This is a genomic window from Porphyromonadaceae bacterium W3.11, assembly GCA_030434245.1.
GTDB lineage: Bacteria > Bacteroidota > Bacteroidia > Bacteroidales > Porphyromonadaceae > Porphyromonas_A.
In genome coordinates this window covers 402,604-422,237 of sequence record JAUISX010000003.1, presented here as the reverse complement: position 1 = coordinate 422,237, position 19,634 = coordinate 402,604, and the positions used below count along the sequence as shown (strand labels likewise).

11 protein-coding genes are annotated in these 19,634 nt (G+C 42.8%); 4 read left to right on the top strand and 7 right to left on the bottom strand.

Annotated elements, in window-relative coordinates; genetic code table 11:
• The 3 genes from QYZ87_06705 to QYZ87_06695 form a co-directional block, all read left to right on the top strand.
• Positions 1 to 836: DUF3945 domain-containing protein (locus QYZ87_06705; protein MDN4754215.1), on the top strand; the 836-nt coding region annotated here is incomplete at its 5' end.
• Positions 837 to 849: 13 nt separating this feature from the next.
• Positions 850 to 2,916 carry a DNA topoisomerase 3 gene (locus tag QYZ87_06700; GenBank protein ID MDN4754214.1) on the top strand — a complete coding sequence of 689 codons (2,067 nt, stop codon included), beginning with the start codon at positions 850 to 852 and terminating at the stop codon, positions 2,914 to 2,916.
• A gap of 264 nt (positions 2,917 to 3,180) precedes the next feature.
• Complete coding sequence (locus tag QYZ87_06695; GenBank protein MDN4754213.1) at positions 3,181 to 9,159, top strand: N-6 DNA methylase; 5,979 nt, start codon at positions 3,181 to 3,183, stop codon at positions 9,157 to 9,159.
• A 130-nt stretch (positions 9,160 to 9,289) separates the two neighbouring features.
• On the opposite strand, the gene QYZ87_06690 is transcribed toward QYZ87_06695, so the two are convergent.
• The 6 genes from QYZ87_06690 to QYZ87_06665 all read right to left on the bottom strand — a co-directional run bounded on the left by QYZ87_06690 (position 9,290) and on the right by QYZ87_06665 (position 14,629).
• Positions 9,290 to 9,925 (bottom strand): protein phosphatase 2C domain-containing protein, encoded by a 636-nt coding sequence (locus tag QYZ87_06690; GenBank protein ID MDN4754212.1) that lies wholly within the window; start codon positions 9,923 to 9,925, stop codon positions 9,290 to 9,292.
• Positions 9,925 to 10,764: a nucleotidyltransferase gene (locus QYZ87_06685; protein MDN4754211.1), complete on the bottom strand. Its 840-nt coding sequence runs from the start codon at positions 10,762 to 10,764 to the stop codon at positions 9,925 to 9,927. The genes QYZ87_06690 and QYZ87_06685 overlap by 1 nt, the downstream gene beginning before the upstream one ends.
• Positions 10,742 to 11,746 (bottom strand): type IV toxin-antitoxin system AbiEi family antitoxin, encoded by a 1,005-nt coding sequence (locus tag QYZ87_06680; GenBank protein ID MDN4754210.1) that lies wholly within the window; start codon positions 11,744 to 11,746, stop codon positions 10,742 to 10,744. The genes QYZ87_06685 and QYZ87_06680 overlap by 23 nt, the downstream gene beginning before the upstream one ends.
• 141 nt (positions 11,747 to 11,887) lie before the next feature.
• Complete coding sequence (locus tag QYZ87_06675) at positions 11,888 to 12,199, bottom strand: helix-turn-helix domain-containing protein (protein ID MDN4754209.1); 312 nt, start codon at positions 12,197 to 12,199, stop codon at positions 11,888 to 11,890.
• Positions 12,184 to 14,247: a bifunctional DNA primase/helicase gene (locus QYZ87_06670; protein ID MDN4754208.1), complete on the bottom strand. Its 2,064-nt coding sequence runs from the start codon at positions 14,245 to 14,247 to the stop codon at positions 12,184 to 12,186. The genes QYZ87_06675 and QYZ87_06670 overlap by 16 nt, the downstream gene beginning before the upstream one ends.
• Complete coding sequence (locus tag QYZ87_06665; GenBank protein ID MDN4754207.1) at positions 14,240 to 14,629, bottom strand: helix-turn-helix domain-containing protein; 390 nt, start codon at positions 14,627 to 14,629, stop codon at positions 14,240 to 14,242. Before QYZ87_06665 ends, QYZ87_06670 begins: the two co-directional genes overlap by 8 nt.
• 1,321 nt (positions 14,630 to 15,950) lie before the next feature.
• Between QYZ87_06665 and QYZ87_06660 the strand changes: the two genes are divergently transcribed.
• Complete coding sequence (locus tag QYZ87_06660) at positions 15,951 to 17,093, top strand: IS256 family transposase (protein MDN4754206.1); 1,143 nt, start codon at positions 15,951 to 15,953, stop codon at positions 17,091 to 17,093.
• Positions 17,094 to 17,254: 161 nt separating this feature from the next.
• Here the strand turns inward: QYZ87_06660 and QYZ87_06655 are convergent, their stop codons facing one another.
• Positions 17,255 to 19,432, bottom strand: a complete 2,178-nt coding sequence (locus QYZ87_06655; protein ID MDN4754205.1) for a TonB-dependent receptor — start codon at positions 19,430 to 19,432, stop codon at positions 17,255 to 17,257.
• Between the last annotated feature and the right edge of the window lie 202 nt (positions 19,433 to 19,634).

Sequence of the window (19,634 nt, the reverse complement as noted above, 5' to 3'; positions counted from 1 at the left end):
TTCGCACCAATGAGAATGGCGAGATTGGTCTAGCCATCCACAACATCCGCAAGGAACCGAAGCTCGATTACCCATATTTGGGGTACAAATTCACTGATGATGAGAAAGCGACACTTCAGACCACGGGTAACCTTGGTAAGGTGGTGGAACTGACACCAAAGAATGGCGAACCATTCTCCGCTTATGTCTCCATTGACCCACTGACCAATGAGTTGGTCGCTCTCCGTGCCGATAGAGTCTCCATTCCGAAGGAGATTAAGGGCGTAGAGCTAACTGACCAGCAGTACAAAGACCTCGTGGAGGGCAAGGCGGTGAAAGTAGAGGGGATGCTCTCCAAGAGCAATAAACCTTTTGATGCGACCCTCCAAGTCAATGCGGAGAAGAAAGGCATCGAGTTTATCTTTGATAATACGAAGAGCTACAAACAGCGACTCGAGCAGTCGCAGGAGCAGCAACAGCCTCGTATTCCCAAGAAGCTATGTGGTTTGGAACTCAGCGATAAACAGCACCAAGCTCTCTCCAATGGTGCCACCCTCTATCTCAAGAATATGGTGGATAAGCAGGGGCAGTCATTCAATGCTTATGTCAAGCTGATGCCCGAGGAGAACCGACTACGCTTCTTCCGCTTCAATCCCGACAAGAAGCAGTCTGCCGATAAGGTGGAGGCGGTAGCCGAAGAGCACAAGACCCAAGTGGCGGTTAATAACGAGGGGAAGACCAACGAAGCGACAAAGAAGTTGGAAGAACCCCTCAAACCTAAGCAGACCCAGCCTACAGAGAAGCAGGCAGAGCAGCAAGCAGAAAAGAAGAAGGTCTCACGAGGTCGTAAACTCTAATCCCCCATAGACTATGACAACATGTATTATTGCAGAGAAGCCCTCTGTGGCTCGTGATATTGCCCGTATCGTTGGGGCAACCCAAAAGCAGAACGGCTATATCGAGGGGAATGGCTATCTCGTCACTTGGGCTATTGGTCATCTTATCACCCTTGCTATGCCCGAAGTATATGGATTTAAGGAGTACCGAGCAGACGACCTGCCGATACTCCCCAATCCACACCAGTTGGTAGTGCGACAAGTCTGCAAGGACAAGGAGTACCACGATGACCCATCAGCCCTTAAGCAACTCAAGGCAATTCGTCATTGCTTTACAGAAGCAGACCAAATCATCGTTGCCACAGATGCGGGGCGAGAGGGCGAACTTATCTTCCGCTACATCTATAGCTACCTTGGTTGCCAAAAGCCCTTCCAAAGACTTTGGATCTCCTCGCTTACAGATAAAGCTATCAATGAGGGACTTAGTCATCTAAAGCCAGGCTCTCAGTACGACAACCTCTACCTCTCCGCTAAAGCGAGGAGCGAAGCCGACTGGTGCGTAGGTATAAATGCCAGCAGAGCCATGTCTATTGCAAGGCGTGGCGGTTACTCTCTCGGGCGAGTTCAGACACCCACCTTGGCGATGATATGCTCTCGCTACCTCACGAATAGAGCGTTTCAGTCAGTGCCTTACTGGAAGCTATCCACTTCCATCAACCACCCCGACCTCACGCTCCAAGCCAACTCTCTGGAGCAATATGATAATGAAACGGCAGCCGAGAGTATGCTCGCACAGCTCCGCTCTCACGGCTCGCTTACGGTCACTAAGGTCACAAGAAAGGTGACGGAGACACCGCCACCTCTCTTGTACGACCTGACCGCACTCCAAAAGGAAGTCAATAGTCGCCACGGTTTCTCTGCCGACAAGACCTTGTCTATCGCTCAGAGCCTCTACGAGAAGAAGGTAACCACATATCCACGCACGGGTAGTCGCTATATCTCGGAGGATCTCTTTGAGGAAATCCCGAAGCTCATCGCCAAGGTGCTGAAGCAGACGCTTCCTATCCCTCTCAATCGCCAATCTGTGGACGATAGCAAGGTGACTGACCACCACGCTATCATCCCGACCGGCGAGGAGTCCCCGATGCTCTCCGCGGATGAGCAAACCATCTACACGATGATTGCCCATCGCTTTGTCGAGGCATTCCTGCCACCCTCCCAGGAGGAGCGAATGCAGGTAGAGATGACAGAGGGCATACATCATTTCATCTGGAAAGGTCAGCGATCAGTTGCCCTTGGCTGGAAGGTAGTACAACGTAAGAGGGACGATAAAAGGAAAGAGAGTGAAGAAGAAGAGTTGGATAAGCTCCCAGCTATCTTGGAGGGCGAAACTCTATCCCTACAGAGTGCCGAGCTACTGAAGCAAGCCACCAAACCAAAGCCACTCTACACAGAGGCGACCCTGCTTTCAGCAATGGAACATGCTGGTAAAGAGGTCGAGGACACGGAGAGTAAGAAAGCTCTTGCGGAATGTGGTATCGGCACACCAGCAACAAGAGCCAATATCATTGAGACCCTTATCCTTAGAGATTTCATCCGTAGGGAGAAGAAGTCTCTCATCCCTACCGACAAGGGACTTGAGGTATTTGAGTTGGTGAAAGAGATGAAGATCGCCAATGCAGAGATGACAGGCAATTGGGAGCTCTCTCTTGCTGCTATTGAAGCAGGAGCTTTAGATATTGGAGAGTTCGAGGAGGGTATCAAGGAGTACACTCGCCAAATATGTAGTGAGTTATTGGCACTGACTGTACCTACCAAGCAGTACCCAGTTTACAAGTGTCCCAAGTGTGGTAAGGAGAGCTTTGCTATTTACAATAAGGTGGCGAAGTGCAAAGATGAAGCTTGTGGCTTCAAAGTCTTTCGTGAACTCTGTGGTACTTTCCTCTCGGATAGCAATATCCAAGACCTCATCACTAAGGGCAAAACACCCACCCTCAAAGGAATGACCAGTAAGGCTGGTAAGAAATTCAATGCCCGATTAGTGCTAAAAGAGGACTTCTCCGCCGCTTTTGAGTTTGAGGTGAGAGCCAAGAAAAAGTAGGAACACCCCACGGAGATAAGCGGTATGGGCATATAAGGCAACCGAGATAGCTATCACGCATGAGCGTTTAATGCCGAAAGCATGAACCTTTGATATATATTAATTGGCTCAATTAGTATATATTAAAGTAGGTGATTAGTATATATTAAGGGTCATGCCATATAGCTATAAGGTTCAAGGGATATCCTATCAGTCGTTCATGTCTGATACCTATAGCGTTCATTCTATTGAGAAAGTATTGCTCATCTATAGTAAGATTTCGATATGGCATACAATAAGAAAAAGGTATTGCTAGAGAATAGCGAGGCAATACGAGTGATCCTTAGACTGGAAAAAGAGAGGAGACTACCGACTACTGAAGAGCGGGAGCAACTGCTCCGCTATCAAGGCTTCGGAGGGCTAAAGTGTATCCTCAGTCGCACCGACAGCGATGAGGATATCCGTTATTGGGCTATGAGCGAGCAGTCGCTCTTTGAACCGACTCGTCAGCTGAAGCAACTCATCTATCGGGATGCTCTGGATGCGAATATGGCGAAGCGGTATTGGGATAGCATTAAGTCGAGTGTCTTGACCTCCTTTTATACCGACCAGCGGATAGTAGATGCGATTGCTCAGGGGATAGAGAGCAGTGGCATTCGGCTCAATCGTGTGCTCGATCCATCGGCAGGTATGGGAGCTTTCACCACTGCCTTTGCTACTTCACCAACTACCAAGGTGTATGCCTTGGAGAAAGACCTCTTAACCGCTCGTATGATGCAAGCCCTTTACCCGATGGGCGAGGGCAATATACAAGTCTATCAGAAACCCTTTGAGCAGGTGGACGACCTTGGGGCAGAAGGAGGTGGCTTCGAACTCATCACCAGCAATATTCCCTTTGGAGACTTCTTGGTCTATGACCGAAGTTTCATCAAGAGTGATGAGGTCATTAAGCAGGCTTCTACCAAGGCAATTCATAACTATTTTTTTGTCAAAGGGCTTGATGTGCTGAAGGAGGGCGGGTTGCTCGCATTCATTACTTCGCGAGGTGTCTTGGACTCACCTAAAAATGAGCCTATTCGCAAGTATCTAATGGAGCATAGTAACCTTGTCTCTGCACTGAGACTCCCCTCTGGCATGTTTTCAGAAAATGCTGGGACAGAGGTGGGGAGCGACTTGATTATCCTACAGAAGCAGAGTAATAAGCAAGAGCTGACTCCCACGGAGAAGCTCTTTATTGAGAGCTATGCTGTGTCTAAGGGTGATGGCTTTAGTATCGCTTTTACCCACAATGCTCTTTTTGAGGGAGAAGAAGCTCGCCAGCGGATTATTGCTACAGACAAAAGAATAGGAAGCGACCCTTACGGCAAGCCCACTTGGGTTTATACCCACGAAGGCGGTGTAGAGGGGATTGCCAATGAAATTAGGGAGCAACTGACTATAGATATGGGTAAACAATTTGACCTCTCCCTCTATGAGACTGGAGTGCTAGGGCAAAAGAAAGAAGTAAAGCAAGAGGAGCAGGAGGTGGTTCAAAAAGAGGCTGAGAATGCCTACGACCTGATGCCTAAGCCACTGCAAAAGCAGATCCCTAAGCTCTATGCCACGGAGAAGATAAAGCTATTGGGGGATAAGGTCGCCTATGGTCGTTACTTTTTTCCGATGGGTGCCTACACCTCTTATATTCTAGAATATGACCCGAAGGAGGAAATCGGTTTTGGCTTGACCACTATGGGCTATGGCTGGGAGCTAGGCTATATGTCCCTTGCTGAGATGAGAGAGGTAAAGGTGAGAGGACTAGGCATTGAGCGTGACCTTTACTTTGAGCCGAAACCGCTTCATCAGATTGAGGAACTAAAGGAGTACGTCGGGGAGCAATACACACATAAGCAGGAAGTGGAGGAAGAGGTCGCTCCCGAGGGAGTGCCAGTACTCTCACTTCAAAAGCTCTATGAGAAGCAGCAGCATCAGCAGGAGGAGAGGGTTATTCGCACTGACTTTGAAGCACCGAGGGAGATGGGTGGTAAGTTGGTGTACTTTGACGATGATCATCACCCGATAGATGACCCAACGCTGTACGATGAGAGGTCTGAGGCATCCATGCTACCACTTTTTGCTCCAGAGGAATATACCCAATGGACAAAGGAGGTGGATCGGGTCAATAAGGAACTTCAGACTGAGAAGAAAGAGAAGTCAAAACAAAGTGTGGCTAAGCCTGCCTCTCCAAAAAGGAGTGCCAAGAGAGCTACTCCTAAGATGACCCAGCCATCACTCTTCTCTTTTGATGAGGAGGGGGATATTATACCCAATAAGGGTAAGCCCATTAAAGAGGTGAAGAAGGTATTTGATACATCTCCTCGACCTTTTCTCTCACTTCCCGATAGTCACCTGCGTGATGGATCCATTGTGGTTCAGAATGGTCAGGTCGGTTTCTTGTCGGGAGTAAAGAGTAGTCCTCTTTTCAATCCGATGGACTTGTCCTATGGACAGCTCTCGAAGCTAAAGGAGTATGTGGAGATAAGGGACAGCTATCACCGTCTTTATGACTATGAGGCTCACAATCGGGTGGAGGATAAGGAGGAGCGACAGAAGCTCAATCGCCTCTACGATGCTTTTGTAGCACAAAGAGGACACTTCAATGACCGCTCCAATGTGGACCTTATCAAGATGGATGCTACTGGGGTAGAGATGCTCTTCTTGGAGCGAAGCATCGATGGAAAGCTGGTTAAGGCAGATATCTTTGACCACCCTACCGCATTCTCAAATGAGGAGCTTACAGTCGTGGCAAACCCTTTGGAGGCACTCTCGGCTTCGCTCAATAAGTTTGGGGAGGTGGACTTGGGCTATATGGCTTCGCTACTCCCCGAAACAGAAGAGAGCGACCTCGTGACCGAATTAGAAGACCGTATCTTCTATAATCCCGAGGTGGGTAACTACGAGATTGCCGATAAGTACATCTCGGGCAATGTCATTGAGAAAGCGGAGCGATTGGAGTCATGGCTCTTGGAGCATCCCGACGTGGAAGAGGCGAAGCGAAGTCTTTCGGCTCTCAAAGCTGCTATTCCTACGCCTGTCCCTTTTGCCGACTTAGACTTCAACCTAGGGGAGCGATGGATCCCGAGTAAGGTCTATTCGCTCTTTGCATCGGATCTCTTTGGCACGGAGGTGGATGTCTCGTACCACGCCAATATGGATGAGTATGCTGTACAGTGTGAGCGTAAGAATGCCAATATATGGAACAAGTATGCGGTGCAGGGGGAGTTTAGGCGGTATGATGGTATCAAGCTATTGGGACATGCTCTGCAGAACACCATCCCCGAAATCAATAAGAGTAAGGAGGTGCCAGACCCAGTGTCGGGTATGATGAAGACGATTAAGGTAAGGGATGGGGAGAAGATTCAGCAAGCCAACTCCAAGATTGAGGAGATACGGCAAGGCTTTGTCGATTGGTTAGGAAGACAGCCTGAGACCTTTAAGGAACAGATGGCTGAGCGGTACAATAAGCTGTTCAATTGCTTTGTCCGTCCCGACTTTGATGGTACACATCAGACTTTTCCTCATCTTGACCTAAAAGGACTGGGTATCCCTGCACTCTATAAGAGCCAAAAGGATGCGGTCTGGATGCTGAAAACAAATGGTGGAGGTATCTGCGACCACGAGGTGGGAGCTGGCAAGACGCTCATTATGTGCGTAGCTGCTTATGAAATGAAGAGACTAGGGCTAGCTAATAAGCCAATGATTATTGGACTGAAAGCAAATGTCTTTGACATTGCAGATACCTTTCGCAAGGCATACCCCAATGCCAAGGTGCTTTATCCTGGGAAGAATGACTTTACGAAGCAGAACCGCCAACGCATCTTCAACGACATCAAGAATAATGACTGGGACTGTATCATCTTGACACACGAGCAGTTTGGAATGATACCTCAATCCTTGGAGGTGCAGGAGGCTATCCTTCAAAAAGAGTTAGACTCGGTAGAAGAAAACCTTGAGGTGCTTAGGCAACAAGGGGTGGAGGTATCTCGCAGTATGTTACGGGGGTTGGAGAAGCGAAAGGAAAACTTGGAGGTCAAACTGAAGACCATTGCTGATGACCTTACAGAGCGTAAGGATGACGCAGTGGATTTTAAGCTGATGGGTATTGACCACCTCTTTGTGGATGAGAGTCATCGCTTTAAGAATCTACTCTTTAACACCCGTCACAGTCGGGTAAGTGGCTTAGGTAATCCAGATGGTTCACAAAGAGCTCTCAATATGCTCTTTGCATTACGCACTATTCAGGAGCGGTCAGGCAAAGACTTGGGGGCTACATTCTTATCGGGTACTACTATCTCTAATAGTTTGACAGAGCTATATCTACTCTTCAAGTACCTACGCCCACAAGCATTGGAGAAACAAGGTATTAATACCTTTGATGCTTGGGCTGCCGTATTCGCCAAGAAGTCCACGGACTATGAGTTCTCAGTTACCAATGAAATCATCCAGAAGGAACGTTTTAGGACATTTATCAAGGTGCCAGAGCTTGCCTCCTTCTATGCGGAGATCTGCGACTTTCGCACAGCCAAGGACATCGGTATCGACCGACCCGAGAAGGACGAAATACTCCACAACATACCGCCCACACCCGAGCAGGAAGAGTTTATTGGCAAACTGATGGAGTTTGCCAAGACGGGTAATGCGGAACTCTTGGGGCGTGCACCGCTGAGTGAGAGTGAGGAAAAGGCAAAGATGCTCATCGCCACAGACTATGCCCGCAAAATGAGCCTTGATATGAGGATGATTTCTCAAGAATACTCAGACCACATTGACAATAAGGCTTCTCACTGCGCAAGGATGATTTGGGAGTACTATCAGAAGTTTGATAAGCAGAAGGGGACTCAGTTTGTATTTTCCGATTTAGGGACTTACAAGCCCAATGAGTGGTCGGTTTACTCAGAGATTAAGAGAAAACTGACGGAGGATTATGGTATCCCATCTTCAGAAGTGCGTTTTATCCAAGAGTGTAAGACGGAGCGAGCGAAGAAGGCAATGGTAGAAGCGATGAAGCGAGGAGAGGTTAGAGTGCTATTTGGTTCTACTGAGATGCTGGGTACTGGGGTGAATGCACAGCAAAGAGCAGTCGCAGTACATCACCTCGACACGCCTTGGCGTCCTTCCGATTTGGAACAACGCAATGGGCGTGCCGTCCGTAAGGGTAATGAAGTGGCAAAACTCTACGCAGATAACAAGGTGGATGTGATTATCTATGCTGTGGAGCGGTCGCTTGATAGCTATAAGTTCAATCTGCTACACAACAAGCAGCTCTTCATCAATCAGCTTAAGAGTAATTCGCTTGGTAGCCGAACGATAGACGAGGGAGCTATGGATGAGGATAGCGGACTAAACTTCTCAGAGTATGTGGCAGTGCTTTCTGGTAATACTGACCTCTTGGAGAAGGCAAAATTAGAGAAGAAGATTACTGCTCTAGAATCGGAGCGAAAGGCTTTTAATCGCGAGCGTGACCAGGCACTGAATACAATTGGAGAGATTGAGTTTAAGGCGAATATCCATAAGAGTAGAATTGCTCAAGCTGAGAGTGACTGGAGCAAGTACAACAGTGTGGTCCAGCGTGATGAAGCAGGACAGCCACTCAATGCAATCGTGATAAAGGGTGTAGAAGGTGTGACTGACGAGAAGCAAATTGCAGAGCGACTGCACGAGATAGCTGAGAAGGCTCGTACAGGCAATGAATATCTAGAGGTAGGGCTGGTGTATGGTTTTCCTATCCTCGTAAAATCGGAGAGCTCTGCTAAGGATGGACTGTTTGCACTGACGCAAAACCGCTTTTTCGTGAAGGGCGAGGGTAATATCTACTACACCTACAACAATGGAACTTTGGCAACCGATCCGAAGCTAGCCTGTCGCAACTTCGTCAATGCTCTAGAGCGTATCCCTAAGGTCATAGAGAGTCATCAGAAGGAACTCATCAAAGTGACTGCCTCCATCTCTACTTATCAAGAGATAGCCAATAGCTCTTGGAAGAAAGAAGACGAACTTCGCTCCCTAAAGAGCCAGGCCTCCGAGCTTGACCGCAAAATCGCACTCTCCCTCGCCACACCCTCTGACACCGATGATTCACCTGAACAGCAACTATCTAACCAAGTCAGCGAAAACCCAATGCAGTCGTCCCGAGCTTCTGAGCAACAAACTATTAAGCCACAAGAGAGCCTATCTCAAAAGCTTGACAGCGACACACTCAAGAACGCTTATCGCCCTAAGTGGCGATAGAAAGGCTTCTGTCAAACTTCACATTGGACATTTTGCAAGTATTTCCAATATCAAACTAGAGCGAATTATCAGCAACAAACAAATCCATTGCCAATAATTCGCCAGTCATATACCCACCCTCTCTATTTGACTACCTGATGCTTATTCTGATAACAGAGCTATCATCAATTATATGTGCATTTAAGGTGAGTTCTGTAGCCGTGAAGCTATTTTCGATATGATGACTTCTATAGAATCCATCACTACAGAGCAATAGGATATCACCTGAACTGAGAGGATATAGTTTAATGGATACAGCATTTCGGAATCCCCTACCACTAATGTATGAAGTAAGAAAGGTTTGTCCATCTTGTTCAACTGCATCATCTTTTGTGAGTTGAGTAATTATTCCGTCACTTTTCTGAAGGTACAATCTAACATCCCCTAGCCAAGTATAGTATAGCACTCCATTTTGGATATATATTAAAGTAAGAGCAACCCCCATTTTATATCCCAGCTCCTTACTCCTCTTAGCCAAATAGTTATCTGCATATTCTATACTTGACGTTAACAAACTGACTACTTCAATACCACTATTGCTATTAAGACTCACGTATTCATTAATAGCATTACACACGAATTCAGAACCTAATTTAGGATAGTCTAAACCACCTACCCCATCAGCTAAAAGGATGAGTTTATCTCCATTAGACAAGCTTTTATGTAGGATATAATCCCCATTCTCATCATCATAGGATTTGCTATGAGTTTCAACTAGAATTTTCATCAGCCTAGTTCTTTTTCGAATACTTGAATCATCTTTTGGAAAGCAAGAAAGACTTTCTCATATGGCAATGATCCATAGTTATCTAATATTTGTTGTATAAGTCGGCTATATTCCTCTTTTTCTATTTCATTTTGAAGGCATTGTGCATAGCGTTTAAGATGTTTTTCAGGAAGTAGTTCAACTATATCATATGCAAGCCAATATGCACCTACTATATAATCATCAAAAATATCCCAGTCATAAACTTCAGAATGAAACTGTCTATCCAGATTTGCAATGAAGTAATTGTCAATGATAAATGCCATGTCCTCTGCATCTTTACTTGTTTGAATATTTCGATCCAGCCAAGCGTTAAATTTTAGGATAAATAGACCATGAAGCGATGCTATCTTTATTTCAAAGCCATTGTCAATACTTACGGTTATGGCTTCGGACAAGACTTCTGAAAAGCCCTTAACAGACATCGCAATATTCTCTTCGGGAGGCCAGTAGATATATCCATCATCTTCTGCGACATCTCCATAAGGAACAATATCCAATTCATACGACCCATAATAGAAACGCTGAAGCATACTTGGGTCTTTTTCAAAACCATTCTCCACAAGGGTATGCGATATCTGACTGAATGCCTCCCAATCTGGAATAGCAATGGCTAAGTCTAAATCTCTTGTTCTTCTTTGAGAACTAACCCCCACTAATTGACGAATCAAAATGTCACGTGCCGTAGCTCCGATAACAAAGAAATCTTGATCTATCTCCTTGAAGCACCGACTAATATTTCTCAGAAGTTCAATCAGTAAGGGATTATCTATCTTTTCACTTGAAATCTGAAAGTTCATTGTCTAACAATTTTTGAGCAGCTTCAATACAACGGCTATTCTCACTTCCTACTAAATCAGCATAAATCAATATATATGGAAGTGTATCTCCTTTCCAAAACTTTCGATATACAAGAATTTCGCCATCTGCTGTACGTACTGCCCCTGTTTTCATTATCATTGATATAGGAATGTCAGTAAAAAGTTCAAAAGACTGGGGTAGAAGATACCCATTGAGTATGTAAGACGCTGCTTCTCCACTCCAATACATTCCTTCTGGCAAGGAGATTTCCTGCCACCTTTCCCTATACTGTTGGCTTCGGAATGCTAACCGAGCAACAAATAGTTTTGGCTTAAGTATCCTATTGTAGTTCTCAGCCCATAGATCAAGCAACTGACGACGCTCCTTTAATACTCTTTTCCTTTTTGAGATCAAGATGTATTTACGTGCTATCAATTCATCAATGATATTTTTTACGGTACCGAGAGAGACATCACTTAGCTCTTTAATCTCTCTGTATGTTTTGCTAACATTGTCAGGATTTTGTAAGAGTAAAAAGATTACTTTTAATCCAGCCTCTTGGAACAGAGGATAGCTTTTCTTTATACTCACAGGTTCTTTCTCCCCTGTATGAGAAAGCTGTAACATCACGTTAGCACCATTCGTATATCTTATTTGGCAATTACCAGCAGTGTCAGCAACATTAATATTATGCCTACGCAAATCTTCGTACAGAAATGGATTAACATAACTAGCCACCAACATGAATGGTTCCTGGTTGTTTGACCTATACTCTTCAACTCTATTTTTTATTCGCAAAAAATTCGTTCCATTGACTTCATTCTCCACTATACAATTGAAGTCAATTCCAGAAATGGTTATTACATACATATTCTCTGAGCCTTTACCATTGTAGCATTTGTACGAGATAAAGTTGTCAACATCATTCCATTGAGTGGCTAATGCTCTCACAGTCTGTTCGATAATTTGTATTTCCTCCATATTTTTGTTCAGCGACATATACTTGTTCAATTTTATTGAACATTGCAAATATACTGAACAAAACAAAAGCTGCCAAATACTAATTCATTTAGTTTAGCTCGTTCAATAAAAATGAACGAGAGCTATAATTTGAACAAACTGTTACCATTCATCTCTTCTACGAAGCATATCATCTATTTCGTGCCTCAAGAAGAGGAGACGACCATTAGCTTTGATAAAAGGTATTTTGCCGAGAGACACCCAGTTGTAGATAGTCTTTTGCTCTACTTTCAAGAGCTTTGACACATCAATAATATCTAAGTATTCTGGTCGCATTGGAGGATGAATAGTCGTTTCTTGGAGGGCAAGCAATTGATTTAGCTTACCCTCCATATTGACAAGCATCTCCTTAAGAAGCTCAAACTCGGATTTGTGCTCAGAAGACTCAGGAGGTTCATTTAAGAAGTATGACATAGCTTCCCTTTTATGTAGTTTCCACTGTTTTCCTGAGATAAGATATCTTGATCTCTCATATAAGCTATGTACTTTTTCGCCGTCCTATCTTTGACATCCATCTCCTCCATCACGGCATCAACCAATTCACTATAGGATATAACCTCACGCCCAGCCATAATCTCCTTGGCAAGAGAGGCTAAATCAACCGTCTTTCTTTTCTCTTTTTCTTCCTTGGACTTCTCACCTCTGTAGGCGAACATGTCCAACTCTTTGTCCCAGCCGAAAAGCATCATCGGTACATCCAAAGGGCTACCATCTCTCACTTTAAGTGCTTTGACTACGGAGAGTTCTGGATTGTCGTCTTTTTCTATTGATAAAATCCCAGCAGCTTTTCGCTGAAGTTCAGAGCCGATATGGCCTCGAAGCTTTACTCCATTTGGAACAAAATGAAGCACACAGATAATACATGTATTGTAGATGCCTGCTAGTCGGTAGAGTTCATCCACTATCGCTATACTCTCGCTTTCATCATTGGCAGACCTAATTAAATCCGCAATTCCATCTATAACTACCAAATGGATACCTCCGTGTTCGTGGTAGAGTAAATCCATACTATCTCTGATTAACCTAAGTCTGTCTTGTCGAGATAAAGAGGCTAAGTAAAGAGAGTGATAGAAAGAAGGAACCTGCACCAGTGATGCTCGTCGCAAGGTCTTTCCAAGATTTTTATATAGCTGTGCTTCTGATTGTTCGGTGTCATAATGTATTACAGCTAAGCCATAGGGATTAGGATTCACCTCCAATCCAAGAGTTTCCTCTGGTACAAGAGCATCATATCTCATTGCTCCAGCAAGAATGGCAGATACAAAGTTGCTCTTACCTGTTCCCTCTCCACCTGTGATACAAAACAAATTATCCTGTGTGCCAAGTGGGACATCATTTACAGAAACGATTGCTTTAGACAAGTCTGGAGGATTGGCATAATCTATCTCACATGACTTCATCATCATTAGAGTCTCCGAGTATATTTCTTGCAGTAAAGTAGCTAGAAGACCTCTTAATTCTTCTGATGTATGTCCAAGGGAGAAAAAGTCAGAGACATCCTTTTCAAATTGACCTCCACTCAGTGGCAATTGAATACTTCTGACCTTGTACTTTTCCAAAGCTACTTTCTGTCTTTCACTCTCTCGAATGCCTGTTTCATCAACATCATATAGGAGTACAATATGCCTAAAACGAAGTGACAATCCATCAATTAGGCTCTCAGGAATTACTGAAGTCTCACTATTGAAGCAGATTGCATTGAAGCCATGTGCTGCAAGTGATAGAACATCTTTTTCTCCTCCAGTGATTAAAAGAACATCTCCTTTTGTTGGTAATTGATCAAGCCCAAAACAATAGAGAGAAGGTTTCCTACCTCCATATAAAAAGCGTAGCTTCGTGCTATTGGGTCTGTAAATCTTGACATAATCATACCCCTTATAGCCATATATTGGCTCCGTGCCAGTTGCTTTTATAGTATAAGCCTCACCTTGTGAATTGATGGATTCAAACTGAGAGATATTGATGACATTGTATCTTTTGAGCGTATTCTCATCTACCCCATATCTTCCCCAAAAGGTAAGAAAGGGCTGCGAGTAGGATATCGTTTGGATTTTATATGGCTTATTATCTATCCTCTCTTCTTCTTGGATAGCTTTAGGTCTAACCCATTTCCTCTGAATATGACGCTTGTCAAAACGTGACGGATAATCATCTGTGACCCTTATCGGGAGCATTAAATCTTGAACTATCAGTTTGAGAATATCAAGAAAATCTCGTCTCGTATCCAATCCATAAAGCTCTCCAACAAACCAAAAGCAGTCTCCAGAGTAACTCGGTTCTCCGTGGTCATGAAACTTGTATGATGTACTTTTAGCATCATAGTAGATATGGCATGAAGGCTTTTTATCGTCATAAAAGGGACTTCTGAAGTTCTTATGAGTGTTCACTTCGAAACCCAAGTAGTGGTTATACACATTCAAACCTCCTTGTGTTAGAGTTAATATCTGTTCTTTATCAATCATCACTCTCTTCTGTTATCGATTTTGTTGAACAACAGCTTAGTATTATATTGTCCTTGTATTTGTTTAATTCTCTTAGGGCATCATCTGAAGTAAGCCCCACAACTGTGAGTCGGTTACTCTTAATAGCATTACATACACTTTTATAAGGATAGCGTACATCACCATTGCCCGTAAATCGGAATGGTATCATTTGTGATTTTCGCCATCGATAGAGTGTGGACTTTGATATGTTTAATACGTTCATCACATCTTTAGAGGTCATCTCAAGCTCTTCGTCTATCTCTTGAAGGAGTGAGGAGCTCCGTTCGACAAAGCCCTCAATCTTCTTAATCCGTTCTAAAAGATCTTGAAAAGCATCACTTTCAAATCCTATTACTTCCATTGGTTTGAATTCTGAATAATAATTATTGATTTTGGATTGCAAGATGACAAATACACCAATAGGTTTTTGTATGCTTCCTCAGTATATATTGACACTGTAATATTTGTGATGGGTGATAATTCTATCAAAGGACTTGCAAGTATTGCATATAGTTTTAATTCATTGCCAAAAAACACACGAGAAATTCTCTCAATTTCACTTGAAGATAGTTCCTTTTCACCTCGTTCCCATCGTGAATAGGTACTAGGTGAAACATTGAGCATTTCAGCGACATCCTCTTGTTTGAGGCTCCTTTGCTCTCTCAATTCTCTCAGAATTATATTTATTCTGTTCATATGTTAAAGTTACCAGCACCTAAGAAATGTACCAACCCGATTATTGCAAGAATATGCACCAATTGCAAGTGTTTTCTCATTAGGTGCATAATTAATAGTTAAGAATACTCTAACTTCCTGCATGCGAATTGATTGCAATGGTGATTGCAAAAATCCTGATTGTTTGGTCAAAATCCTCAATTGGCATACTTTGACACATTAGAAATCAATAATCATACAAGGCTTTAAGAGAACCTCAGGTGCAAGGTGCAAGCCTTCTATATATAGAGGCTTGCACCTTGCACCTGGGTTTGTAGCAGGGAGTAGGTTAATGATTTAATTAACAGAGGTTTGGCTGTTAGTTCGTTTTTCGCTAACTTTGTACCGCTGAGAAGGATGCAAGTGTGTGTTCAATAAGTATTCAGAGTAGTAGTCTGTAGATATTCAAAATCGTGCTACAATTTTGCTACAGTGGTATTAGTGGAAAATTAGTAGACTGTAATTAATAACGACTTAGGACGTTTCCGTTCAAGATCCGTCCATACCGCAAGAAGCTAAAGAGAGGTTTACGAGAGTAATCAGAAAAGGCTTCAAAATCAATAGAAAAGTCGTTGTAAAGCAGGTCTTTACAGCGACTTTTCTCATTTTGGTGCATATCACTGAATGACTAAAAAGCCTTCCTTAAATCTTGAATTTACTGATAAAGAGGCTCTTGCTATAGTTACTTAAATTGAACTCACGTTATTAATAATAGTCTGTAAGAGTTTTATCTAGCGTTTAACTTCCATATTTCTAATAAATTCTATCTATCGCATACGAGAGGAATTGGGAGTATAATCCCGATATTCTTCAATTACCTTTTGTCCTTTATTTAGTCTGTACTTGAGGGAAATCATTATAGATGGTCCTATACTGAGATACTGTCCCCAAAAAGTGTGTAAGTCCCAAGAATGTTATCTTTGAAAAGTTAAAAACAAAAGATAAACAAGAAGATGAGACTTACACAAATGCAATTTAAGGAAATTCTATCAAACTTGATGACAGAGCCAAATGGAGTTGGCCGTTTAATGGAGTTAATCATCGAAATAGCGATGCAAGGGGAGAGGGAACTGTATAAAGAAGATAGTGGCGATGTGAGCAATGGATACCGCTCCCGTCGCATCTTTGCGAGTGGTAATATGCTAGAATTACGAGTACCCCGAACTCGACAGCAGGGCTTCATGCCCTTGATTTTAGGCGTTCTCAAAGATCAAGAGAAAGAGATGGGAGAACTAGCAGGTTATCTATATAGCTGCGGTAATACGATGGAGGATATCTCTGGAGTATTCGAGCGTTTGTATGGTAAACGTTATAGTACGAGTCAAATCAATCGTCTCTCCTTATCGACCCAAGAAGCAGTAGAAGAGTGGCGTCAAAGACGTCTACCGAGGACTTTAGAGGCACTTGTTATCGATGCTACATATCTTCCTGTACGGAGAGGAGAAAGTGTGAGCAAGGAGGCATTTTTTGTAGTGATGAGTTTAGATAGCGAAGGACGTCGAGACATCGTGGGTGTCTATAATAATCCAACAGAGGGAAGCGGCATCTGGGGCGAGTTTTTTGAGGATCTAAAAAGCCGAGGACTCGAAGAGGTAGGACTAATCATTTCAGACGGGTTGAATAACATTGAAGAGGTTGCACGTGAGCACTTTACAGAAGTGGAAGTCCAGCTCTGCACGGTGCATCTACAGCGAGAAATAACTCGAAAGATACGCCCTCGAGATAAGTCAGCCATCGCAAGTGATCTACAGGAGGTCTTTAGTAAAGACGGCTCAAGAAGCTCACCTTTAGATGGCCTAGAGAGCTTTAAAAACTTTGCGTTCAGATGGCGTAAGAGCTATCCTTTTCTCACAAAAATAGCTAACGGTCAGAGGATAGAGTATTACTTCACATACCTAAAATACGACGTCAGTGTTCGCAAGTACATTCATAGTACTAACTGGATAGAACGCTTCAATAGACAGGTAAAGAAAGGGGCTCGATATAAATGTGCATTACCTAGCGTAGAATCCGCTCTACACTTGATAGGTAGTATTGCAATCAATGCAAACTATCTGAAGAAAAGAATAGGAGATCTAACTCTTGGACTTAGGAAGAACAATGAAAAGTAAATAACAACAATGTGCTTTATTTTCCAACACAAAGATATCAACCTAAAAGAATACGGCAAGGCGGTGTCTCCGCGGTGCTACGACAGCCTTGCCTTAATTCTTTATTGGTCTATCTTTAATGTTTATGGAAAACAAAGCGAAAAAATATGTAGGTTTGCTTTTCAGAGACGCATTCTGCCGTACACACTTTTGGGGACACTACCTATACTGAAGAACTTTGAGTAAATAGTATTTTCCAGGAAATAAGACTTACTCATACTATCTTGTTCAAAGATATTATACGCTCCTAAAAAAAGCGTTAGATTGCGTTCCTTAAGAAAGGAATAGTTTAACTCTAAATTCCAACTTGTATTCCACGAACGATCTTGCATTGTACCGAAAAATGGCGGATTATAAGAGCCATAAAGAGCAATAGTAAATCGATTAGTTGGAGAATAATTTACATTAATGTTGTAGTTATGTGACCAATAGGATGAGGGTCTGCCCATAGGGAGCATATAGTTGTTTCTAAAGTTGTACGACTTAGCATAAGTACCATTCGCTTGAAAATGCCCCATTAGTTTGTCTTCAAAAAAAGAGAACGGTAGAACTAGATTTGTAGTGAAATATCGATGATCAGAAATATTCTTAGTTGATCTAATGAAATAATCATTTTCTTTTGTGTATGTACTACCAGGGTAATTAGTTACCCAAGCCAACTTAAAATTAAGCTGTGCATATCCAAAAAATGTATTATTAAGTACAAGTCCATAGCCGTTGCTGGGTTTAAGTCTAGGATTACCTGAGTAGTACATATAATCGCTGACCTGTCGTAATCCAGGAATCATCAATTGGTATTTTGGTCGAATGATATTCGAAACTAGTCCTATCTGAAAAGCATAATTAGAGAAGTCTCCATTCATTAGAAATGATGGGAAAAAGGATGTGTAGCTCTTGGTTGGAGCCTCCCCATCGAGGTCATATTGATAGTATGTAGTTTCCATCCGAAGACCACCCTTAAGTGCTAAGTATTTACTAATTGGATATTGGATATGTGCATAAAGAGCGGGAAGGACCTCAAAACCACCAAAGACGGATCGTCTCCCATCTTGATATAAAGACTTATCCCTCACACCATTATAGTCTGCTTGGAGTCCATAGTTAAGCTTCCAATCCCCAAAAGTAGAGTGTAGATCGGCGTAAATAGTATTAAGGAAACCGCTCATACGTACGTCTGAATGATTATACTGCTCACCATCTGAAGAAATGTAATCCGTTTCTTCATAAACCCCTCCATACGAAAAAGCGTATCCGATATTTCCATTAAAAGTAAGATTGGTAGAAGGTATTTGGTAGGAGAGAGAAAAATTATACAGGTCACTACGCTCCTTCCTTTGGATGAGAGACTTATTGGATGGCGTGTCCCACTGCGATGTTGGCTTACCAGTGTCATAGTATATAAACGCATTGAAGCCCAGACTGTGGCTATTAGAGAGCGTATACCGTAGAGAGGCATTGTAAGTTAGTACATTAAGCCGACCTCTACGACTACTTTTGTAGATAAGAGGTACTTGATTTACGAGAAATAGGCTATCACGATAGTCCGAATAAACTTTTTCATTTGAATATGAAAATGAATTATGAAAGAGCAACCGTCCAATTTTAGTCATGTAGAACAAATTGGCTCCGATATTCTTCACCCCGTCTTGAATAAAAGACGAATAAAGTGACGGTTGAAAAGAGTAGCCTAGAGGGATATTTGGATTTATTTTGACATTGATTACAGCCTCAGTGCTTGCGGAGTATTCACCTGAGTTGATAGGAATAAGCTCGACACTAGAGACAGCATCAGCTGGAAGACTAGAAAGGAATGTAGCCAAAGAGCTAGCGGAAATAAATTGTTTGACACCATTAATATATATGACGGCACTCCTACCATTGAGTGAATAATTGCCTTCACCAGTTTTTATTAAGCCTGGGATTCTCGCGAGTATCTGATCAAATTGCAGATTGGAAATATTGGGAATCCGAGAGATATTCACGATAGTATTTCCATCTTTTCTTGAGAGAAACTCTTGCTTGATGACCACCTCGTCCAATAGAGTTGTTTTAGGATTAAGGTAAACCTCTATTGGGGACTCATTGGAGTAGTTAAGCTCCATAGGCTCATAGGACATGTGCGAAAAGACAAATCGCACCAGTCGCATGTCATCCAAAGGTTGTAGTACAAAACGACCTTTTGCATCAGAATATACACAAATCGAGTCAGACTGTCCATAAGCAGTAATCCGCACTTGATTTATTGCAGCGCCGTCTGTAGAGTCTTTAATGATGCCCGTTATAGATTGAGCAAACAGCATCTGATTTACCAATAAAAACAAAAATACAAGTGTTTTTTTTTATCATTTAAAATATAGAAGTGAGGTTATTTAAAACAACACAATTATAGTTAAATTTTCTATAATAACGAACTTCTTCATATTAAAATTCCGTATGGATAGATTCTAGATCAAAATGTGCAATAAAGCAGAAAAATAACTTCATACTGTCCATCAGTTATTT